At 61.5% G+C, this 17,461-nt stretch carries 18 protein-coding genes and 2 pseudogenes; 9 read left to right on the top strand and 11 right to left on the bottom strand.

The annotated features are described in order from the left end of the window. Positions 1–113: 113 nt before the first annotated feature. Both GIW04_RS07315 and cysK read right to left on the bottom strand, forming a co-directional pair. Positions 114–1,052, bottom strand: coding sequence for an aspartyl/asparaginyl beta-hydroxylase domain-containing protein (locus GIW04_RS07315; RefSeq protein ID WP_003189633.1), 939 nt, complete (start codon positions 1,050–1,052; stop codon positions 114–116). 241 nt (positions 1,053–1,293) lie between these two features. Further along, a pseudogene (gene cysK, locus GIW04_RS07325) lies at positions 1,294–2,267 on the bottom strand (cysteine synthase A). Positions 2,268–2,394: 127 nt separating this feature from the next. On the opposite strand from cysK, the gene GIW04_RS07330 reads away from it, so the two are divergent. From GIW04_RS07330 to GIW04_RS07340, 3 genes are all read left to right on the top strand, one after another. Next, positions 2,395–3,471 carry a DUF748 domain-containing protein gene (locus tag GIW04_RS07330; protein ID WP_003189629.1) on the top strand — a complete coding sequence of 359 codons (1,077 nt, stop codon included), beginning with the start codon at positions 2,395–2,397 and terminating at the stop codon, positions 3,469–3,471. A gap of 213 nt (positions 3,472–3,684) precedes the next feature. Further along, positions 3,685–4,530, top strand: coding sequence for an AAA family ATPase (locus tag GIW04_RS07335; RefSeq protein ID WP_003189627.1), 846 nt, complete (start codon positions 3,685–3,687; stop codon positions 4,528–4,530). Beyond that, positions 4,530–5,708, top strand: a complete 1,179-nt coding sequence (locus GIW04_RS07340; RefSeq protein WP_003189625.1) for a vWA domain-containing protein — start codon at positions 4,530–4,532, stop codon at positions 5,706–5,708. The genes GIW04_RS07335 and GIW04_RS07340 overlap by 1 nt, the downstream gene beginning before the upstream one ends. Positions 5,709–5,818: 110 nt before the next feature. Here the strand turns inward: GIW04_RS07340 and GIW04_RS07345 are convergent, their stop codons facing one another. The 3 genes from GIW04_RS07345 to GIW04_RS07355 are packed head-to-tail and all read right to left on the bottom strand — an operon-like array spanning position 5,819 to position 8,171. After that, the gene (locus tag GIW04_RS07345) at positions 5,819–6,733 is read right to left on the bottom strand and encodes a biotin-dependent carboxyltransferase family protein (protein ID WP_003189623.1); all 915 of its coding nucleotides are present in this window, start codon (positions 6,731–6,733) and stop codon (positions 5,819–5,821) included. Beyond that, positions 6,730–7,434, bottom strand: a complete 705-nt coding sequence (gene pxpB, locus GIW04_RS07350; RefSeq protein WP_003189621.1) for a 5-oxoprolinase subunit PxpB — start codon at positions 7,432–7,434, stop codon at positions 6,730–6,732. Before pxpB ends, GIW04_RS07345 begins: the two co-directional genes overlap by 4 nt. Continuing rightward, a complete protein-coding gene (locus GIW04_RS07355; RefSeq protein ID WP_120247664.1) occupies positions 7,431–8,171 on the bottom strand; it encodes a 5-oxoprolinase subunit PxpA in 741 nt (246 codons plus the stop codon). Before GIW04_RS07355 ends, pxpB begins: the two co-directional genes overlap by 4 nt. 175 nt (positions 8,172–8,346) lie before the next feature. Here GIW04_RS07355 and GIW04_RS07360 point away from each other — a divergent pair, with 175 nt between their 5' ends. Further along, on the top strand, positions 8,347–9,267 hold the full coding sequence (locus GIW04_RS07360) for a LysR family transcriptional regulator (RefSeq protein ID WP_003189619.1): 921 nt from the start codon (positions 8,347–8,349) through the stop codon (positions 9,265–9,267). A 114-nt stretch (positions 9,268–9,381) separates the two neighbouring features. Here GIW04_RS07360 and GIW04_RS07365 read toward each other — a convergent pair whose 3' ends face one another. From GIW04_RS07365 to GIW04_RS07375, 3 genes are read right to left on the bottom strand one after another with little or no spacing between them, the layout of a single operon-like run. Next, positions 9,382–9,924, bottom strand: coding sequence for a DUF2937 family protein (locus tag GIW04_RS07365; RefSeq protein ID WP_014717492.1), 543 nt, complete (start codon positions 9,922–9,924; stop codon positions 9,382–9,384). A 10-nt stretch (positions 9,925–9,934) separates the two neighbouring features. Then, positions 9,935–10,711: a class II glutamine amidotransferase gene (locus GIW04_RS07370; RefSeq protein ID WP_003189615.1), complete on the bottom strand. Its 777-nt coding sequence runs from the start codon at positions 10,709–10,711 to the stop codon at positions 9,935–9,937. 30 nt (positions 10,712–10,741) lie between these two features. After that, a complete protein-coding gene (locus GIW04_RS07375) occupies positions 10,742–11,269 on the bottom strand; it encodes an MFS transporter (RefSeq protein ID WP_120247663.1) in 528 nt (175 codons plus the stop codon). A 24-nt stretch (positions 11,270–11,293) separates the two neighbouring features. Here GIW04_RS07375 and GIW04_RS07380 point away from each other — a divergent pair, with 24 nt between their 5' ends. After that, positions 11,294–13,336: a S9 family peptidase gene (locus GIW04_RS07380; protein WP_120247662.1), complete on the top strand. Its 2,043-nt coding sequence runs from the start codon at positions 11,294–11,296 to the stop codon at positions 13,334–13,336. On the opposite strand, the gene GIW04_RS07385 is transcribed toward GIW04_RS07380, so the two are convergent. Then, positions 13,333–13,614, bottom strand: a complete 282-nt coding sequence (locus GIW04_RS07385) for a hypothetical protein (RefSeq protein WP_057710843.1) — start codon at positions 13,612–13,614, stop codon at positions 13,333–13,335. The two genes, GIW04_RS07380 and GIW04_RS07385, sit on opposite strands and share 4 nt — an antisense overlap. 78 nt (positions 13,615–13,692) lie before the next feature. On the opposite strand from GIW04_RS07385, the gene GIW04_RS07390 reads away from it, so the two are divergent. The 4 genes from GIW04_RS07390 to GIW04_RS07405 all read left to right on the top strand — a co-directional run bounded on the left by GIW04_RS07390 (position 13,693) and on the right by GIW04_RS07405 (position 15,889). Further along, complete coding sequence (locus GIW04_RS07390) at positions 13,693–14,379, top strand: spermidine synthase (protein WP_003189610.1); 687 nt, start codon at positions 13,693–13,695, stop codon at positions 14,377–14,379. A gap of 89 nt (positions 14,380–14,468) precedes the next feature. Next, positions 14,469–14,843, top strand: coding sequence for a YajD family HNH nuclease (locus GIW04_RS07395; RefSeq protein ID WP_003189609.1), 375 nt, complete (start codon positions 14,469–14,471; stop codon positions 14,841–14,843). Between the two features lie 160 nt (positions 14,844–15,003). Beyond that, complete coding sequence (locus tag GIW04_RS07400; protein ID WP_003189607.1) at positions 15,004–15,471, top strand: RNA methyltransferase; 468 nt, start codon at positions 15,004–15,006, stop codon at positions 15,469–15,471. A 67-nt stretch (positions 15,472–15,538) separates the two neighbouring features. Beyond that, on the top strand, positions 15,539–15,889 hold the full coding sequence (locus GIW04_RS07405; protein ID WP_057710842.1) for a YgaP family membrane protein: 351 nt from the start codon (positions 15,539–15,541) through the stop codon (positions 15,887–15,889). Positions 15,890–16,031: 142 nt separating this feature from the next. On the opposite strand, the gene GIW04_RS07410 is transcribed toward GIW04_RS07405, so the two are convergent. Together GIW04_RS07410 and GIW04_RS07415 are read right to left on the bottom strand one after the other, a co-directional pair. Continuing rightward, the gene (locus tag GIW04_RS07410) at positions 16,032–17,252 is read right to left on the bottom strand and encodes a hypothetical protein (protein WP_034133631.1); all 1,221 of its coding nucleotides are present in this window, start codon (positions 17,250–17,252) and stop codon (positions 16,032–16,034) included. A gap of 13 nt (positions 17,253–17,265) precedes the next feature. Then, positions 17,266–17,461, bottom strand: a pseudogene (locus GIW04_RS07415) (YcgN family cysteine cluster protein); the annotation flags it as partial.

Below are 17,461 nucleotides of genomic sequence, written 5' to 3' on the forward strand. Positions count from 1 at the left end.
TATAGCTGATACTCCGCCAACGCAGGCAAGCCAGCTCCCACAGTTTTGATCACATTCCAGGCATAAAAAAGGCGCTGTATCTTTCGATACAGCGCCTTTTTATGGTGTGCGGTTTAGCCGAACAGCCACTTCCACAGCAGTACCAACACCACCACCGCCAGCACCGGCCGCGCAATGCGGTAGGCCTTGGGATGCTTGCGCTTCCACTGTTTGACCTGGCCGCTGAACTTGTCGCTGAAGGTCTTGCTCCAGGCATAGGCCTGGTTGATGCCGCCCACGCGCTCGTCATCGAGGTTCTGCGGCGCTGTGGCACGGCCCAGTTGCTTGCTGACCCAGCGGTTGATGCGGGTCATCACGCGGTTGCTCAATGGGCGCTCAATGTCGCAGAACAGGATCACACGGGTCTGTTCGGTTTCGTTTTTCACCCAGTGCACGTAGGTCTCGTCGAACATCACGTCTTCACCGTCGCGCCAGGCGTAAACCTGGCCGTCGACGAAGATACGGCAGTCGTCAGAGTTCGGCGTGGCAAGCCCCAGGTGATAACGCAGGGAACCGGCGAACGGGTCGCGGTGCGGGTTGAGGTGGCTGCCGCCCGGCAACAACGCGAACATCGCGCCCTTGACGTTAGGAATGCTGCTCACCAACGCCACGGTCTTGGGGCACAGCGCCTCGGCCGATGGCAGCGGTTTGTCGTACCACTTGAGGTAGAAACGCTTCCAGCCCTTCTTGAAGAACGAACCGAAACCGGCGTCGTTGTTCTTTTCGGCGGCGCGGATGTAGCCCTCGTCGAACAGGTGCATGGCCTCTTCGCGGATCACTTCCCAGTTGTCCTTGAGCACATCCAGTTCCGGGAACTTGCTGCGGTCCAGGTACGGCTTGGACGGCACCGCGGAAAACAGGTACATCAGGGCGTTATACGGGGCGAACAGCGCCGAATGGTTGACGAACTGGCGCAACATCGGCAAACGGGCCTTGCCACGCAGGTGCACATACAGCGTGCTGCCGATGAACAGCAGCAACACCGACAGTTTGGCGGCCAAAGAAAAGGTCATGCAGCAACTCCTGGAAATAAGCGCCTGGCCAGCAAATTTCCATCAATGGGAAACCAGACGTAGCAGCCGGCCATGATAAACACTTGAACCATTATGCAGAAGGCCCAGGAAACCAGACTGACCTGTATCAACACCTGTAGGAGCGAGCTTGCTCGCGAAGAACGTCAACGATAACGCGGGTTTACTGATACAACGTGGCGTTCTCAGGTTTTTCGCGAGCGAGCTCGCTCCTACAGTCGATTCAGGCTTGGTTTTCCTGTTCGGTAAACAAATCGCTGAATAACATGCTCGACAGGTAGCGCTCACCGGAGTCCGGCAAGATCACCACAATAGTCTTGCCCTGCATCTCCGGCTTCTCGGCCAGGCGCACGGCCACCGCCATGGCGGCGCCACAGGAGATCCCGCACAGAATGCCCTCTTCCAGCATCAAGCGCCGGGCCATGGCCTTGGACTCCTCGTCGGTCGCCAGCTCCACCCGGTCGACCATCGACAGGTCGAGGTTTTTCGGCACAAAACCGGCGCCGATCCCCTGGATCTTGTGCGGGCTGGGCTTGATCTCTTCACCCGCCAAGGCCTGGGTGATCACCGGGGAAACCATGGGCTCCACGGCCACCGACAGAATCGGCTTGCCCGCGGTGTTCTTGATATAGCGTGATACCCCGGTGATGGTGCCGCCGGTTCCCACGCCCGCCACCAGCACGTCCACGGCGCCATCGGTGTCGTTCCAGATTTCCGGGCCGGTGGTTTTCTCGTGGATCGCAGGGTTTGCCGGGTTGTCGAACTGGGCCGGCATAAAGTAGGTGGCCGGGTCGCTGGCGACGATCTCGGCGGCCTTGTCGATGGCACCCTTCATGCCCTTGGCCGGCTCGGTCAGCACCAGCTCGGCGCCCAGAGCCTTGAGCACTTTACGGCGCTCAAGGCTCATTGCGACGGCATGGTCAGCAGCAACTTGTAGCCACGGGCAGCGGCGACAAAGGCCAGGCCGATACCGGTGTTGCCCGAAGTGGGCTCGACGATGGTCATGCCCGGCTTGAGCTTGCCGCTGCTTTCTGCATCCCAGACCATGCTTGCGCCAATGCGGCACTTCACCGAATAACTCGGGTTGCGCCCTTCGATCTTGGCCAGGATCGTCACGCCACGCGGTGCGATGCGGTTGATCTGAACCAGGGGCGTGTTACCGATGGAGTGCGCGTTGTCTGCAAAGATACGGCTCATGGCGGTTCCTATTGTCGAGGCGTTGGGAAAGGCCCCAAGGGTATGCCGCGTACTCCCAAGCGTCCAGACGGAGGAACGTTGCGTTCATCAGAACAGTCAATCTCCTACAAGCAAGGAGAACTGCCCTATGAAACGTCGCTACAGTTGGCCGTTAGGGACCATCGCCGCTCTGGTGCTGGTCTTGATTGCCATCCACCTTGCGCTGCCCTACCTGGTGCGCAACTACCTGAACGACAAACTCGCCAACATGGGCGATTACCGTGGCGAGATTGCCGATGTGGACCTGGCGCTATGGCGCGGCGCCTACCGGATCAATGGCCTGCAAATCGTCAAGGTGGACGGCAAGGTCCCGGTGCCGTTCGTCAAGGCACCGCTGATCGAGTTCGCGGTGAGCTGGCATTCGCTGTGGTACGACCATGCCGTCGTGGCCGAGGGGCATTTTGTGCGCCCGCAGATCAACTTTGTCGATGGCGGTGCCAACAAGCAGGCGTCCCAGACCGGTAAAGGCACCGACTGGCAGGAGCAACTGCGCAAACTGTTACCGATCACCCTCAACGAAGTGCGCATCGAAGACGGTGAGATCGCCTTCCATAACTTCAGCTCCAAGCCCCAGGTGAATATCAACGCCACCGGGGTCAACGCCAGCTTCTATAACTTGACCAATGTGGTGGATGTCAAAGGCAAGCGCGACGCCCGCTTCGAAGGCAAGGCACTCCTGCAAGGCCAGGCGCCTCTGGAGGCCAACGCCACCTTTGATCCGCTGAGCGATTTCGAAGAGTTCGAGTTCCGCTTCCGCGCCCGCGACCTGCAACTCAAGCGCATGAATGACTTCGCATCGGCCTATGGCAAGTTCGACTTCAAGGCCGGCACGGGCGATGTGGTGATCGAAGCCCAGGCGGAAAATGGCCGGCTCACCGGCTACATCAAGCCGCTGCTGCGCGATGTGGAGGTGTTCGACTGGCAACAAGACGTTGAAAACCAGGACAAGAATATCTTCCGCTCGATCTGGGAAGCCGTGGTGGGCGCCAGCGAAACCGTGCTGAAAAACCAGCGTAAAAACCAGTTCGCCACCCGTGTAGAGCTGAGCGGTAGCGTGCATCAGCAAAATGTCAGTGCGTTTTCGGCGGTGATCGCGATTCTGCGCAATGGGTTTATCCAGGCGTTCAATGCCCGTTACGAACAGCCCAAGCCCAGCGCTGATTAACCCTGTAGGAGCTGGCTTGCCTGCGATAGCGGTGTATCAGCGACAGATTAGTTAACTGACCCACCGCCATCGCAGGCAAGCCAGCTCCCACACGTCCTGCATGGGCCAGGGCTGATGTGACCCGCCATTCAGAGACTGAATGCCCCGTCTGCGTTCACAGTCGCCGGGGCTGCGCGGTATAGTCAGGCCATTGATGAATTCGAGGAATGACCGATGAAGTTCGAAGGCACCCAGGCCTATGTGGCTACCGATGACCTGAAACTGGCCGTCAACGCCGCCATCACCCTGGAGCGGCCGCTGCTGGTCAAGGGCGAACCGGGCACCGGCAAGACCATGCTTGCCGAGCAACTGGCCGAATCCTTCGGTGCCAGGTTGATCACCTGGCACATCAAGTCCACCACCAAGGCACACCAGGGCCTGTACGAGTACGACGCGGTCAGCCGCCTGCGTGACTCACAACTGGGCGTGGACAAGGTGCACGATGTGCGCAACTACCTGAAGAAGGGCAAGCTGTGGGAAGCCTTCGAGTCCGAAGAGCGGGTGATCCTGCTGATCGATGAAATCGACAAGGCCGACATCGAGTTCCCCAACGACCTGCTGCAAGAACTCGACAAGATGGAGTTCTACGTCTACGAAATCGACGAGACCATCAAGGCCAAGAAACGCCCGATCATCATCATTACCTCCAACAACGAAAAAGAGCTGCCGGACGCGTTCCTGCGCCGCTGCTTCTTCCACTACATCGCCTTCCCCGACCGCACAACCCTGCAAAAGATCGTGGATGTGCACTACCCGGACATCAAGAAAGACCTGGTCAGCGAAGCGCTGGATGTGTTCTTCGATGTGCGCAAGGTGCCGGGCCTGAAGAAAAAACCTTCCACCTCCGAGCTGGTCGACTGGCTCAAGCTGCTGATGGCCGACAATATTGGCGAAGCGGTGCTGCGCGAGCGCGACCCGACCAAGGCCATCCCGCCCCTGGCCGGCGCTTTGGTTAAGAACGAGCAAGACGTGCAGTTGCTGGAGCGTCTGGCGTTCATGAGCCGTCGCGGTAATCGCTGATGCTGCTCAACCTGTTCAATGAGATGCGTGCCGCCAAGGTGCCGGTGTCGGTGCGCGAGCTGCTCGACCTGATCAACGCGCTCAAACAGCGCGTGACCTTCGCCGACATGGACGAGTTCTACTACTTGGCCCGGGCGATCCTGGTCAAGGACGAGCGGCATTTCGACAAGTTCGACCGGGCCTTCGGCGCCTATTTCAACGGCCTGGAAAAGCTCGACGACCACCTGCAGGCACTGATCCCCGAAGAATGGCTGCGCAAGGAGTTCGAACGTTCCTTGAGCGATGAAGAACGCGCGCAGATCCAGTCCCTCGGTGGCCTCGACAAGCTGATCGAGGAATTCAAGAAACGCCTGGAAGAACAGAAAGAACGCCACGCCGGTGGCAACAAGTGGATCGGCACCGGCGGCACCAGCCCCTTTGGTTCCGGTGGCTACAACCCCGAAGGCATTCGCGTCGGTGACGCCGGCAAGCGCCAGGGCAAGGCGGTGAAAGTCTGGGACCAGCGCGAGTACAAGAACCTGGACGACCAGGTGGAACTGGGCACGCGCAACATCAAGATCGCCCTGCGCCGCCTGCGCAAGTTTGCGCGCCAGGGTGCGGCCGAAGAGCTGGACATCGACGGCACCATCGACCACACCGCCCGCGATGCCGGCTTGCTGAATATCCAGATGCGCCCCGAGCGGCGTAACACCATCAAGCTGTTGCTGCTGTTCGATATCGGCGGCTCGATGGATGCCCACGTGAAGATCTGCGAAGAGCTGTTCTCCGCGTGCAAGACCGAGTTCAAGCACCTGGAGTACTTCTACTTCCATAACTTCGTGTATGAGTCGGTGTGGAAGAACAATCAGCGTCGCACCTCCGAACGCACCTCCACGCAGGACCTGCTGCACAAATACGGCGCCGATTACAAAGTGATCTTTATCGGTGATGCGGCCATGGCACCTTATGAAATCACTCAGGCCGGTGGCAGCGTCGAGCATTGGAACGAGGAGCCGGGGTATGTGTGGATGCAGCGCTTCATGGCCAAGTACAAGAAGCTGATCTGGATTAACCCCTACCCAAAAGATACCTGGGGCTATACAGCGTCGACGGGGATTGTGCGGGAGTTGGTGGAGGATCAGATGTATCCGCTGACGCTGCGCGGGTTGGAAGAAGGTATGCGTTTTCTCTCCAAATAGGCGGTGGTGTCCCGGCCGGCCTCATCGCAGGCAAGCCAGCTCCCACAGAGGAATGCATTCCAACTTTGAAATGCAGTCAACATGTGGGAGCTGGCTTGCCTGCGATGCTTTTAGCAGTCAGCAAAGCGCTGCAAAAACTTGATGTGCTGCCGATGCGCCGCCTCCTGCACCACCGGTGCCAACCGCACCTTCTCCCCCGGCAAGCACTGCGCCAGCCGCGCCAAGGATAAAGGCGTCAACGCGCCCAACCGCGGATAACCACCGATCGTCTGCCGGTCATTGAGCAACACAATCGGCTGCCCATCCGGTGGCACCTGGATCGCGCCCAATGGAATCCCTTCGGAAATCAACGACGGCCCCTGGTATTGCAACGGTGTACCGAGCAAACGCATGCCCATGCGGTCTGCACGGCTGTCCAGAGCCCATTCGGTGTTGAAAGCATCGAACAGGCTCTGCCCGCTGAACTGGCCTATCTGCGCGCCGATGATCACGTCCAATGAGGCACCGGACTGCAACTCCGGCTTGGCCAGCACCTTCATTGCACCGCCCGTACCGGAATACGCCAACCGCCCGCCTTCGGCCAAGGCCTTACCGAAACCGTCCACCCCGCCCAGCGCTTCGCGCACGACCGTGGCACAACTGCCCAGTACAGCCTGCGCATCAAAGCCACCGGGCGCGGCCAGATAAGCGCGTGCCCCGTTGAACGGTTGGGTGAAGCGCAGGCGTTGGCCCTTTTGCAGAATAAAACTGCGACCCGGGCTTATCGCACGCTCATCGACATAGGCGCCCAGATCCGCACCGGCCAGGGCCAGCAGGCAATAGTCCTCGGCCTGCACGGTAAGGCCGCCGAGGGTGATTTCCACCACCGGGGCATCCAGGGCATTGTCCAGCAGCCAGTTGGCCCAGGCCATCGACACCCAATCCAGCGCGCCGCCCTGGGTCACGCCCAGATGACGCACGCCAAACCGCCCGGCGTCCTGCAACAGGCACAGCGGCGTACTGGCCTCGATGATCAAGCGGCTCATGCCTGCGCCTCCAGCGGCGTGTCATCGCCACCCAGGTTGACGAATTCGGCGTGGCTGACCGGGGCGAAGCGCACCGTGTCGCCGGGCTGCATCAGGCTGTAGCCGTCGCGCTCACGGTCGAACAGTTTGGCCGGGGTGCGGCCGATCAGGTTCCAGCCGCCTGGGGACACCACCGGGTACGCGGCAGTTTGTCGTTCAGCGATGCCGACGCTGCCGGCGGCCACGCGTTTGCGCGGCGTGTTGAGGCGCGGTGTGGCGAGCACTTCGTCCACCAGCCCCATAAAGGCAAACCCAGGAGCAAAACCGAGGGCGAACACCTGATATTCGTGAGCGCTGTGGCGGCGGATCACCTCCTCCACCGCCAGCCCGCTGCGCTGGGACAGCAAGGTCAGTTCCGGGCCGACACTCAGGTCGTACCACACTGGCAGCACATGGCACTGGCCACTCCCCTGAGCCTGGGGTTGCAGATCGGTGAGGGCCTGGTCGATCAGCGCCCGGGCCTGGGCCGGAGTCAGCGCCGTGAGATCGTAATGCACCATCAAGGTGGTGTAGGACGGCACCAGGTCCACCAAGGCCGGGCCAAAACCGTTGCGCAGGCGCTCGGTAGCCGCGAGCATCCACGGCATGTTGGCTTCGGCAATCACGTCAAACAGGCGCACCATCAGGCAGTCGATCGCCACCACTTCAATGCGTGGGTTCATGCTGTTTTCAACGCTTCGCGGATACGCTGCACGGCGGCGACCGAACTGGCGTTGTCGCCATGCACACACAGGGTATTGGCCTGTAGCACCAATGGGCTGCCGTCGCTGGCAATCAGCGATTCGCCACGGGAAAGGGTCAGGGCCTGATGCACGATGGTGTCGGCGTCGTGATGCACCGCGCCGGGCAACTGGCGGGACACCAGATGGCCGTTGCTGTCATAGGCACGGTCAGCGAAGGCTTCGAACCACAGGGTCACGCCGTATTCGTCGCCCAAGGCTTGGGCCGCGCGGTTGTCGCGGGTGGCCAGCAGCATCAGCGGCAGGTCGCCGTAGGCGGCCACGGCCTGGATCACCGCACGCAATTGCGCCGGGTTGGCCATCATGTCGTTGTACATCGCGCCATGGGGTTTCACATAGCTGACGCGCCCGCCCTGGGCCCGGCAGATGCCGTCCAGCGCGCCGATCTGGTAGTGCAACAGGTCCTGGATTTCCTGCGGCGTGTAATTCATGGAGCGCCGGCCGAAGCCTTGCAGGTCCTGGTAGGCCGGGTGAGCGCCCACTTGCACGCCGTGCTTGAACGCCAGGCTGACGGTCTTGCGCATGATGCTCGGGTCGCCGGCATGGAAACCGCAAGCCACGTTGGCGCAATCAATGAACGGCATGACTTCGGCGTCCAGACCCATGGTCCAGTTGCCAAAGCTTTCGCCGATGTCGCAGTTCAGTAGCAGGCGGCTCACGGGGGTCGCTCCTGTAGGCTTTGTTTTCTTGTAGTGTGGGATTTTTTACGCAGAACTCGCAACTTGTCCTGACACCCCAACGACGCTTATCGTGGAATAGCTCGATTTTTGGCGCTTGCCCGGTGCGACGTCCAACTAATAAAAACCGATCCATGCATAAGAAAAAGTTGATCCCATGAATTTGAAGTTCCTCGAAACCTTCGTCTGGGTGGCCAAGCTCAAGAGCTTCCGGCTCACGGCCGAGAAGCTGTTCACCACCCAGGCCTCGATCTCCAGCCGCATCGCCGTGCTGGAAAGCGAGTTGGGGGTGAAGCTCTTCCTGCGTGATTCGCGTGGCGTGAGCCTGACCCCGGAAGGTTTGAAAGTGCTCGACTATGCCGAGCAGATGATGGTGACCATGCAGGGTTTGAAGCAGTCCCTGGAGACCACCAGCAGCAAGGTTGGGCGCATTCGGATCGGCGCAATGGACACGGTGATCCACACCTGGCTAAGCCCGCTGGTTGCTGAGCTGATGAAGCTGTACCCGCTGGTGGAAATCGAGCTGGTCGCCGACACTGCGCTGAACCTCAGCGATCAACTGCAAAAAGGTTTCCTCGACCTGATCCTGCAAACCGACCTGCTGCGCCTGGAAACCGTGCGCAGCCTGGAACTGGCCAGCCACCCCATGGCCTGGATCGTGGCCAGCCAGTCGATTTACAACCGTGACTACGCCTCCCTCGCCGAGCTGGCCCAGGAGCGCATCATCACCTACTCGAAAAACTCCCACCCGCATCAGGACGTATTGAGTTTGATGCAGGCCAATGGCGTGGCCGCACCGCGCATGAACTGCGTGAACTCGGTGTCGGCGATCACCCGGTTGCTGCGCGATGGCTTCGGCATCGGCGCGCTGCCACCGGTGCTGGTGAGCGAAGAACTGGAGCGAGGGGAATTGGTCATGCTGCCCATGGCCCAGCGTCTGCCGAACTTGCAGGTGGTGGTGTCGTGGCGTGTGGGGGTGGAGTTGGTGGAGGAGATTGTGGGGTTGTGCCAGAAAGTCGTTGCCCGCTATGCCGAGCAAGTCGGTGCAGAACGCATGCAACTGAATAAACCCGACTGATCGTTCCCACGCTCTGCGTGGGAATGCAGCACAGGGCGCTCTGCGCCCTCACGCGCGACGCGGAGCGTCAGAAAAAGCATTCCCACGCGGAGCGTGGGAACGATCAGTGGGTCGTTAGAGGCCCTTGAGGTCCCGCTCTTCGATGGGCCGGCTCTGGCGCAGGCGCCGACCACCCAGCACCACCCAGTCGATCAAGCGGTACAGGCACTCGATGCCGAACGACAACAGCATCGCCCCGCCCAGGCCCCAGCCCATGGCTTCGGGCGTCAGCAAGATCTGGTAGCTGTAGCCATTCCAGGTCTCCGAACGGATATCCGGGTCGGCAGCCACGGCCACTTGCAGGGCGCGGATGTACCACGGACCCTGCATGGCCTGGAATTGCTTGTCCAGCTCGAGCTGGCGGTCGAGCATGGCGCCCAGGCTGCTGGCGTCGCTCTGGAACACCGGGTCATCGCTGGCGCGGTAATGCGCCACCAAGGCTTGCATATCACCGTTGAAGAACTGCTGCGCCGTGGACTCGAAACCGCGCAAGCCGGTCTGCGCCTCGATCAGGTGGGCCTCGACGCGCTTGGCGTAGTCATTGATAAACCCAGGCACCTGCACGCCGACCAACAAGCCAACGGCAAACAATACCAACCGCAGATAGCTCAGCAACATGCTCGATTCCTTACTCGGTAACGCCCTGGCTGACACATTCACCGCGTCGCCACAGGCTCCATTGGCCCGGTTCGTAGCGGGTCCAGTTTTCGTTGTCAGTCAACGGCTCGGTGGCGATCACCGTTACCACATCATTGGGGGTGGTTTCAGCCTGAAAATCGACGATCACATCGACATCTTTCAAGCGCGCCGGGCCAAAAGGCGCACGCCGGGTGATCTGCGCAAGCTTGGTCGAGCAGTAGCAGAACAGCCAGTCGCCGTCGCTGAGCAGGCAGTTGAACACGCCTTTGCTGCGGTATTCGGCGCAGGCGGCGATCAGGTCGGGCAGCACCTGCTCAATGTCCACTGGCTCGGGGAAGGCTTCGCGCACGCGGTTGAGCAGGTCGCAGAACGCTGCTTCGCTGTCGGTATCGCCCACCGGGCGGTAGAAGGTGGCGCGGGGATTGAAGTCCGCCAGTTGGCCGTTGTGGGCAAAACACCAGTTACGCCCCCACAGCTCGCGCACGAACGGATGGGTATTGGCCAGGCTGACCTTGCCCACGTTGGCCTGACGAATATGGCCGATCACCACTTCACTCTTGATGGGGTAACGCTGCACCAGCAACGCGACTTCCGACTCGCTGCTGGCGGCCGGGTCCTGGAACAGGCGCAGGCCACGGCCTTCATAGAAGGCAATACCCCAGCCGTCGCGGTGCGGGCCAGTGCGCCCACCGCGCTGCATCAGCCCGGTAAAGCTGAACACGATATCGGTGGGGACGTTGGCACTCATGCCCAATAATTCACACATGCCAGGGCTCTCGCTGCAGGGCAAACAACGTTAAAGGCGCGGTTCGACCCGCATACCACCGGCAGGCGCCGGGCGACGGAACGGTTCGTCGTCTTCCGGCTCAGCGGCCAAGGCGGCATCCGCAGCCGCCTTGCGCTCACGGCGAGCGTTGGCGGCGCGTTCGATGGGCCAGCGGATCAGCACAAACACGATGTACAGGGCAAACACGATCATCGTGTACATGAACAGGTCGGAAATGGCGCGCCAGGCGTTGTTGCCGACCTTGAGCAGCAGGTCCAGGGCGGTAATGGCCACGGCCGGCGCAAACTGGGTCTTGACCGGGTCGACAATGGTCGGGCTGAGCAGCAACACCGCCATCAGCAATTGCAGGGGCTCGCGCAGCCAGCGCCAGATCCAGCGGGTCATGCGCCACCACACCAACAGGCAGCCCAAAGCGGCGAAGGCGTAAAGGCCCCAAGCGGTCAGATAGTCGTTCTCGGTCATGGTGTCCATGGCAAGGTTGGCAAACAGGCGGCTATGATAACGGCTTTTGCGTGTCGCGGCTGCAATGCCTGCCACCGTCTGCCAGATAGGGAATTATCCATGCCTATTTCCACCGCACCGATTGCCCGCAAGGCCCCAGGCCCAGACCCGTACGCCTGGCTGCAAGAACGCGACAACCCTGAGGTGCTCGACTACCTCAAGGTCGAAAACGCTTGGCAGGAAGCGCAACTGGCCGATCAGCAGGCGTTGCGCGAGACCCTGTTCGACGAGATCAAGGGCCGCATTCTGGAAACCGACCTGTCCCTGCCCTCCCCTTGGGGCCCGTATTTGTATTACACCCGCACCACCGCCGGCGACGAATACGCCCGCCACTACCGCTGCCGCCGCCCGGCCGATGACAGCAACCACGTGGACGCCAGCAGCGAAGAACTGTTGCTGGACCCTAACGTACTGGCCAATGGCGGCTTTTTCTCCCTGGGCGCATTCAGCATCAGCCCCGACCACCAACGCCTGGCCTACAGCCTCGACACCAGTGGCGAAGAGATTTACACCCTGTTCGTGAAGGAATTGGCGTCCGACAAGGTCAGCGAACTGGCGTTCGACAACTGCGACGGCAGCATGACCTGGGCCAATGACAGCCTGACCCTGTTTTTCGGTGAGCTGGACGACACCCATCGTCCGCACAAACTGTATCGCTATCGCCTGGACGGCACCGCCGCGCAGGAAGTCTTCCACGAGCCCGACGGCCGTTTCTTCCTGCATTGCTACCGCTCAAGCTCCGAACGACAACTGTTGCTGGCCCTGGGCAGCAAGACCACCAGTGAAGTCTGGGCGCTGGACGCCGAGCAACCGCACCTGGCCTTCACCTGCCTGGCGCCACGGGTCGAAGACCACGAGTACGATGTCGACCACGGCAAGCGTAACGGCGAATGGACCTGGTTTATCCGCAGCAACCGCGACGGCATCAACCATGCACTGTACGTGGCCGCCGACACCGGCACGCCGCCCACCGAAGCCGACTGGCAGAACCTGATCCCCCACAGCGATGAGGTCATGCTCGACGGCGTGAGCCTGAACGCCAACGCCATGACCTTGAGCCTGCGCATTGGTGGCCTGCCGGTTATCGAAGTACACCCCGAGAACGTGCCGGCCTATCGGGTGCAATTGCCTGACGCCGCCTACAGCCTTTACGTGCAGAACAGCCTGGAGTTTCCCAGCGACAAGATCCGCCTGCGCTATGAAGCCTTGAACCGTCCCGCCCAAGTGCGCCAGCTCGACCTGGCGACAGGCGCGCAGGTTGTGCTCAAGGAAACCCCGGTGCTGGGCGTCTTCAACGCCGATGATTACGTCAGCCAACGCCTGTGGGCCACGTCCGCCGACGGCACCCAGGTGCCCATCAGCCTGGTGGTCAAACGTGACCAGCTCGGCAAGCCGACGCCGCTGTACCTGTATGGCTACGGGGCCTACGGCTCAAGCCTGGACCCGTGGTTTTCCCATGCGCGCCTGAGCTTGCTCGACCGCGGGGTGGCGTTTGCCATCGCCCATGTGCGCGGCGGCGGTGAGCTGGGGGAAGCCTGGTATCGCAACGGCAAGCAGGAACACAAGCAGAACACCTTCAGCGACTTTATCGCCTGCGCCGAGCATTTGATCGCCCAGGGCCTGACCACCTCCCGGCAACTGGCGATCAGCGGCGGCAGTGCCGGCGGCCTGTTGATCGGCGCGGTGCTCAACCAGCGCCCGGAATTGTTCCAGGCGGCGATTGCCGAAGTACCGTTCGTCGACGTGCTCAATACCATGCTCGACCCGGAACTGCCGCTGACCATCACCGAGTACGACGAATGGGGCAACCCCGAAGACCCCGAGGTGTACGCGCGCATCAAGGCTTACGCGCCGTACGAGAACGTCCGCGCCCAGGCTTACCCAGCTACCCTGGTAATCGCAGGTTACAACGACAGCCGCGTGCAGTACTGGGAAGCCGCCAAGTGGGTGGCCAAGCTGCGTGATACCAAGACGGACGACAACCTGCTGCTGCTCAAGACCGAACTGGGCGCCGGCCATGGCGGCATGAGCGGGCGCTATCAGGGGCTACGTGACGTCGCCCTCGAATATGCCTTTGTGTTCAAGGCCCTCGGCCTGGTCTAACCGCCTGGCGTCTTTGGCTTGCTGTCGTTCTGCTGCAGGCCAGGGACCGTCTGGTCCTTGGGCGGTGCCGGCAGCACGATGGGCGCCAGCGGTGGCGCGCCATTATGGGTCTTGGGCGCAACGGGCGGCGTGACTTGCGGGTACAACGTGGGCGTTGGCGTGCCCGGCGCGCCTGGGGTTGGCGTGGGCGCGACCGGTACGGTTTGTAACTCCTGAGCCTGCGCGGTACCCAATGCGAGCGCGCTCAACACAATGACCGTTAGAATGCTGCACTTCATCGATGGCTCCATGGCCTGACCGGAATGCCTTAAGGCTACTCCCAACCGCGCAAGAATGCCCTTCCCAATGAGATTTCCATGAAACGTTTCGTTCTGCTGGACACCACCCCAATCCCCGACAACGGCGGTGCCTTGTGCCTGTTCGAATACGGCGAGGACTTCGTCATCAAGATCCAGGGCGGTGACGGCGGCCAGTTAATGAACACGCGCATGCACGGCTCCGAAGATGCCCTGGCGGAGATTCCCTGCCGCAAGGTGGCCGGTCGCCCGGGTTCACGGGTGCTGATCGGCGGCCTGGGCATGGGCTTTACTTTGGCTGCGGCGCTCAAGCATTTGGGCAAGAGCGCCGAAGTGGTGGTGGCCGAACTGGTGCCCGGCGTCGTGGAATGGAACCGTGGGCCGCTGGGGGAGAAATCCGGTCGCCCGCTGCTGGACCCGCGCACCGTGGTCCGCCAGGAAGACGTGGCCAAGGTACTGCAGGCCGAACCACAAGGCTTTGACGCGATTATGCTCGACGTCGACAACGGCCCCGAGGGACTCACGCAAAAAGCCAACAGTTGGCTGTACTCGGCCAGTGGCCTGGCCGCGTGCGCCAAGGCCCTGCGGCCCAAGGGTGTGCTGGCGGTGTGGTCGGCCAGCGCCGACAAGCTGTTCAGTGACAAACTGCGCAAGGCCGGCTTCAAGGCCGAGGAAGTGCAAGTATTTGCCCATGGCAACAAGGGCACGCGGCATACCATCTGGATTGCAGAGAAGCTCAAGGGCTGATCACGGTTGATTCAATCGCGCCAATCCCCTGTGGGAGCGGCTAGAATCAACCCTATCCGTGAACCACCCAATAATAGCCAGGAGCCATGATGAGCTCGAACAACCCGCCCTCCCACACCGCCAAGCTGGACCGCATCCTCGCCGATGCCCAGCGCGACCGCGAAATGGGCTACCGCGATAAAGCCTTGAAGATGTACCCCCATGTGTGCGGCCGCTGCGCCCGTGAGTTTTCCGGCAAGCGCTTAAGTGAACTGACCGTCCACCACCGTAACCACAACCATGATGACAACCCCCAGGACGGTTCCAACTGGGAGTTGCTGTGCCTGTACTGCCACGACAACGAACACTCGCGCTACACCGACCAGCAGTACTTCGGCGAAGGCTCCACCAGCAGCCCGAGCATTGCCAAGGCAACGCACAACCCGTTTGCGGCGTTGGCGGGGTTGATGAAGAAGGACGACTGAGGCTTTTCTTTGCCTGTTCCGGCCTCATCGCAGGCAAGCCAGCTCCCACAGTAGGAATGCATTTCCCTGTGGGAGCCGGGCTTGCCCGCGATGACGATCGTCCAAGCACTGCATCCCCCCAGGCCGTATAATCGCCGTTTTTCTCAAGGCACCCTTCCCCGTGGGCAATAAACGCTACAGCTGCATCGGTCTGTATAACCCCAAATCCCCCGAAAACGTCGGCTCGGTGATGCGTGCCGCCGGCTGCTACGGCGTGGCCTCGGTGTTCTACACCGGCGTACGTTACGAGCGCGCCCGGGATTTCATCACCGACACCAAGAAGGTGCACCACGATATCCCGCTGATCGGCATCGACGACCTGAAAAAGATCCTGCCCCTGGGTTGCATCCCGGTCGCCGTGGAATTGGTCGAAGGCGCCCGCCCGTTGCCTGAATACACTCACCCCGACCGCGCGCTGTATATCTTCGGCCCCGAAGACGGTTCCCTGGACAAAGAGATCCGCGACTGGTGCGAGGACGTGGTGTACATCCCCACCACCGGCTGCATGAACCTAGCGGCCACGGTCAACGTGGTGCTCTATGACCGCCTGGCCAAGGGCAACAACACCCGTTCGGGCCCCAAGTACTGATATTGCGGGAACATCCGGCACATGCGCGTAGTCAGCTAGTAACACTTGCCCTTGTTGGAGACTGATCATGAGCGACAGCAAAACCTTGCGACCTGTCATCGAAGCCACACCGTTGAAACCTCAACCCAACCAGAACGTGCATGGCTGGGAACGCATTGGCTCAGTGGCCGGCGGAGTGATGATGGTGGGTAAAGGCCTGCGCCGCGGTGGGATTTTCGGCTTGATCCAGGTGGCGATTGGTGGCGTGGCACTGGCCCGTGGCTTTACCGGGCACAGTTCGCTCAAGGACAAACTGGAACAGGGCCGCCAGGAAATGAACAGCGTGCGCACCAAGATCGAACGGGCCGGGGAAGAGTTGAAGAACCTGAAAACCAAGGCTGAAGTGGCGGCTGAAAAGGTGGTGAAACCTAAAGCCTGATCTAAGACTTGGACATGCTGGAGATTCAAATGTGGGAGGGGGCTTGCCCCCGATAGCAGAGTGTCAGCAGCCTACTTTTTGCTGACCCACCGCCATCGGGGGCAAGCCCCCTCCCACATGTTGAATTGCACAGGGCTAGGAATCAGCGCAGCAGTTTGCTGTCCAGCACCACCGACGACTCGCCGATCACGCTCTCGGCCAACTGCACGAACTCTTTGGTGTTGATGCTGTTCACCCGCATCACTGCCTGCGCCAGATCGTCCAGGGAGCGTTTGTTGTGGGTCTTCACGCGGATCTCTCGGTCCAGCTCCTGCAACACCACCACCGAACGCGCCAGCGTCGCGCCGTTGACGTGCTCGCCTTTGAGCGTAGTGACGTCTTTACCTTCTTTGGTCAGCCGCGCCTGGATCGCCGCATAGCGTTCATCGGTGATGCCACCGGCACGCCGCATCAGTTCAATCGCGTAGTACTCGCCCAAGCCCTCGCTGATCCAGTCACTGCTATCGTGGTCGTTGAAGCGCCCGATGGCCTGTACCACTTCGCGCAGCAACGGGCTGCTGCCATTTTCGCCAACGAGCGGCGTGCGGCTGTTGAGGTAGATCGAGTCGCGCAGTGAATAAGCCCCCCGCCGCATCGGGTCACTGGCGCCGACGATCAACAGTTTGCCGGGATGGCGCGGGAAGGCGGCTTCCACCTGGGGCCAGACAAACGTCAGCAGCGTCAGCACGTCCATACGGCGCATGCCCTGACCCTTTGGCGAGGCCACGGTGACGTCGGTTTCACCCAGGCGCAGGCGGCGGCTGCCGAGGTTGCCCGCCAGCATCCAGCCGGTGGGACGGTCGAACAGGCGGGACACGTTGTCGATGCGGAATTTGTTTTGGCCGATGCGCGGCCAGGCGGTTTCGACGCTCTTCCACCCGGTAGGCAGTTCGAACAGCAGGCGTGAGACCAGCTCGATGCCGTCTTGCTGATCGAGACGTGCGGCCGGTACCAGGTCTTCGCCGCGCAGTAACGCCCAGCCGGGCGTGATCCGTGTGTCATAAACCCCGGGCTTGCGCGCATGGGCCAGGCGCACCCGGTAGGTCAGGCTGGCCTTGTCGGCGCTGGGTTGCCACAGGCCACGGTTGCCGGTGACCTGCCACTGGCCATCGGCCTTGAAGTCGCTGTAGTCACCGTCGCGGCCCAGGTCGAAGTTCAGGCTGCGCACCGCCGCGCCCTGGGACAGGCTGACGCGCACCTCGGCCTGCTGGCTTTGGGGCAACAGCTTGATGTGGTAATCCAGGTCGACTTTCTTCGCGCACCAGCCCGGCCCGCTCAGCGCCAGCACGACCAGGCCCGCTGCCCACTTGGCGGCCACCTTCATACACACTCCTCGTTCAGCCTGCGCGGAAAATCAGGTAATCCTCCCAGTCATCCTCGGGCACGCTGCCTTCGCTGAGCATGCGCCCGGACTGGGAAATGCGTTCGTGGTGCACCGCGTCACGGTCGCCGCAGACCAGGTGATGCCACAGCGGCAAGTCCTTGCGCTCGCTGACCAGGCGGTATCCGCAGGTCGGCGGCAACCATTTGAAC

Source organism: Pseudomonas sp. PA-4-8C (assembly GCF_021606625.1).
Classification (GTDB): Bacteria; Pseudomonadota; Gammaproteobacteria; order Pseudomonadales; family Pseudomonadaceae; genus Aquipseudomonas; species Aquipseudomonas lactis.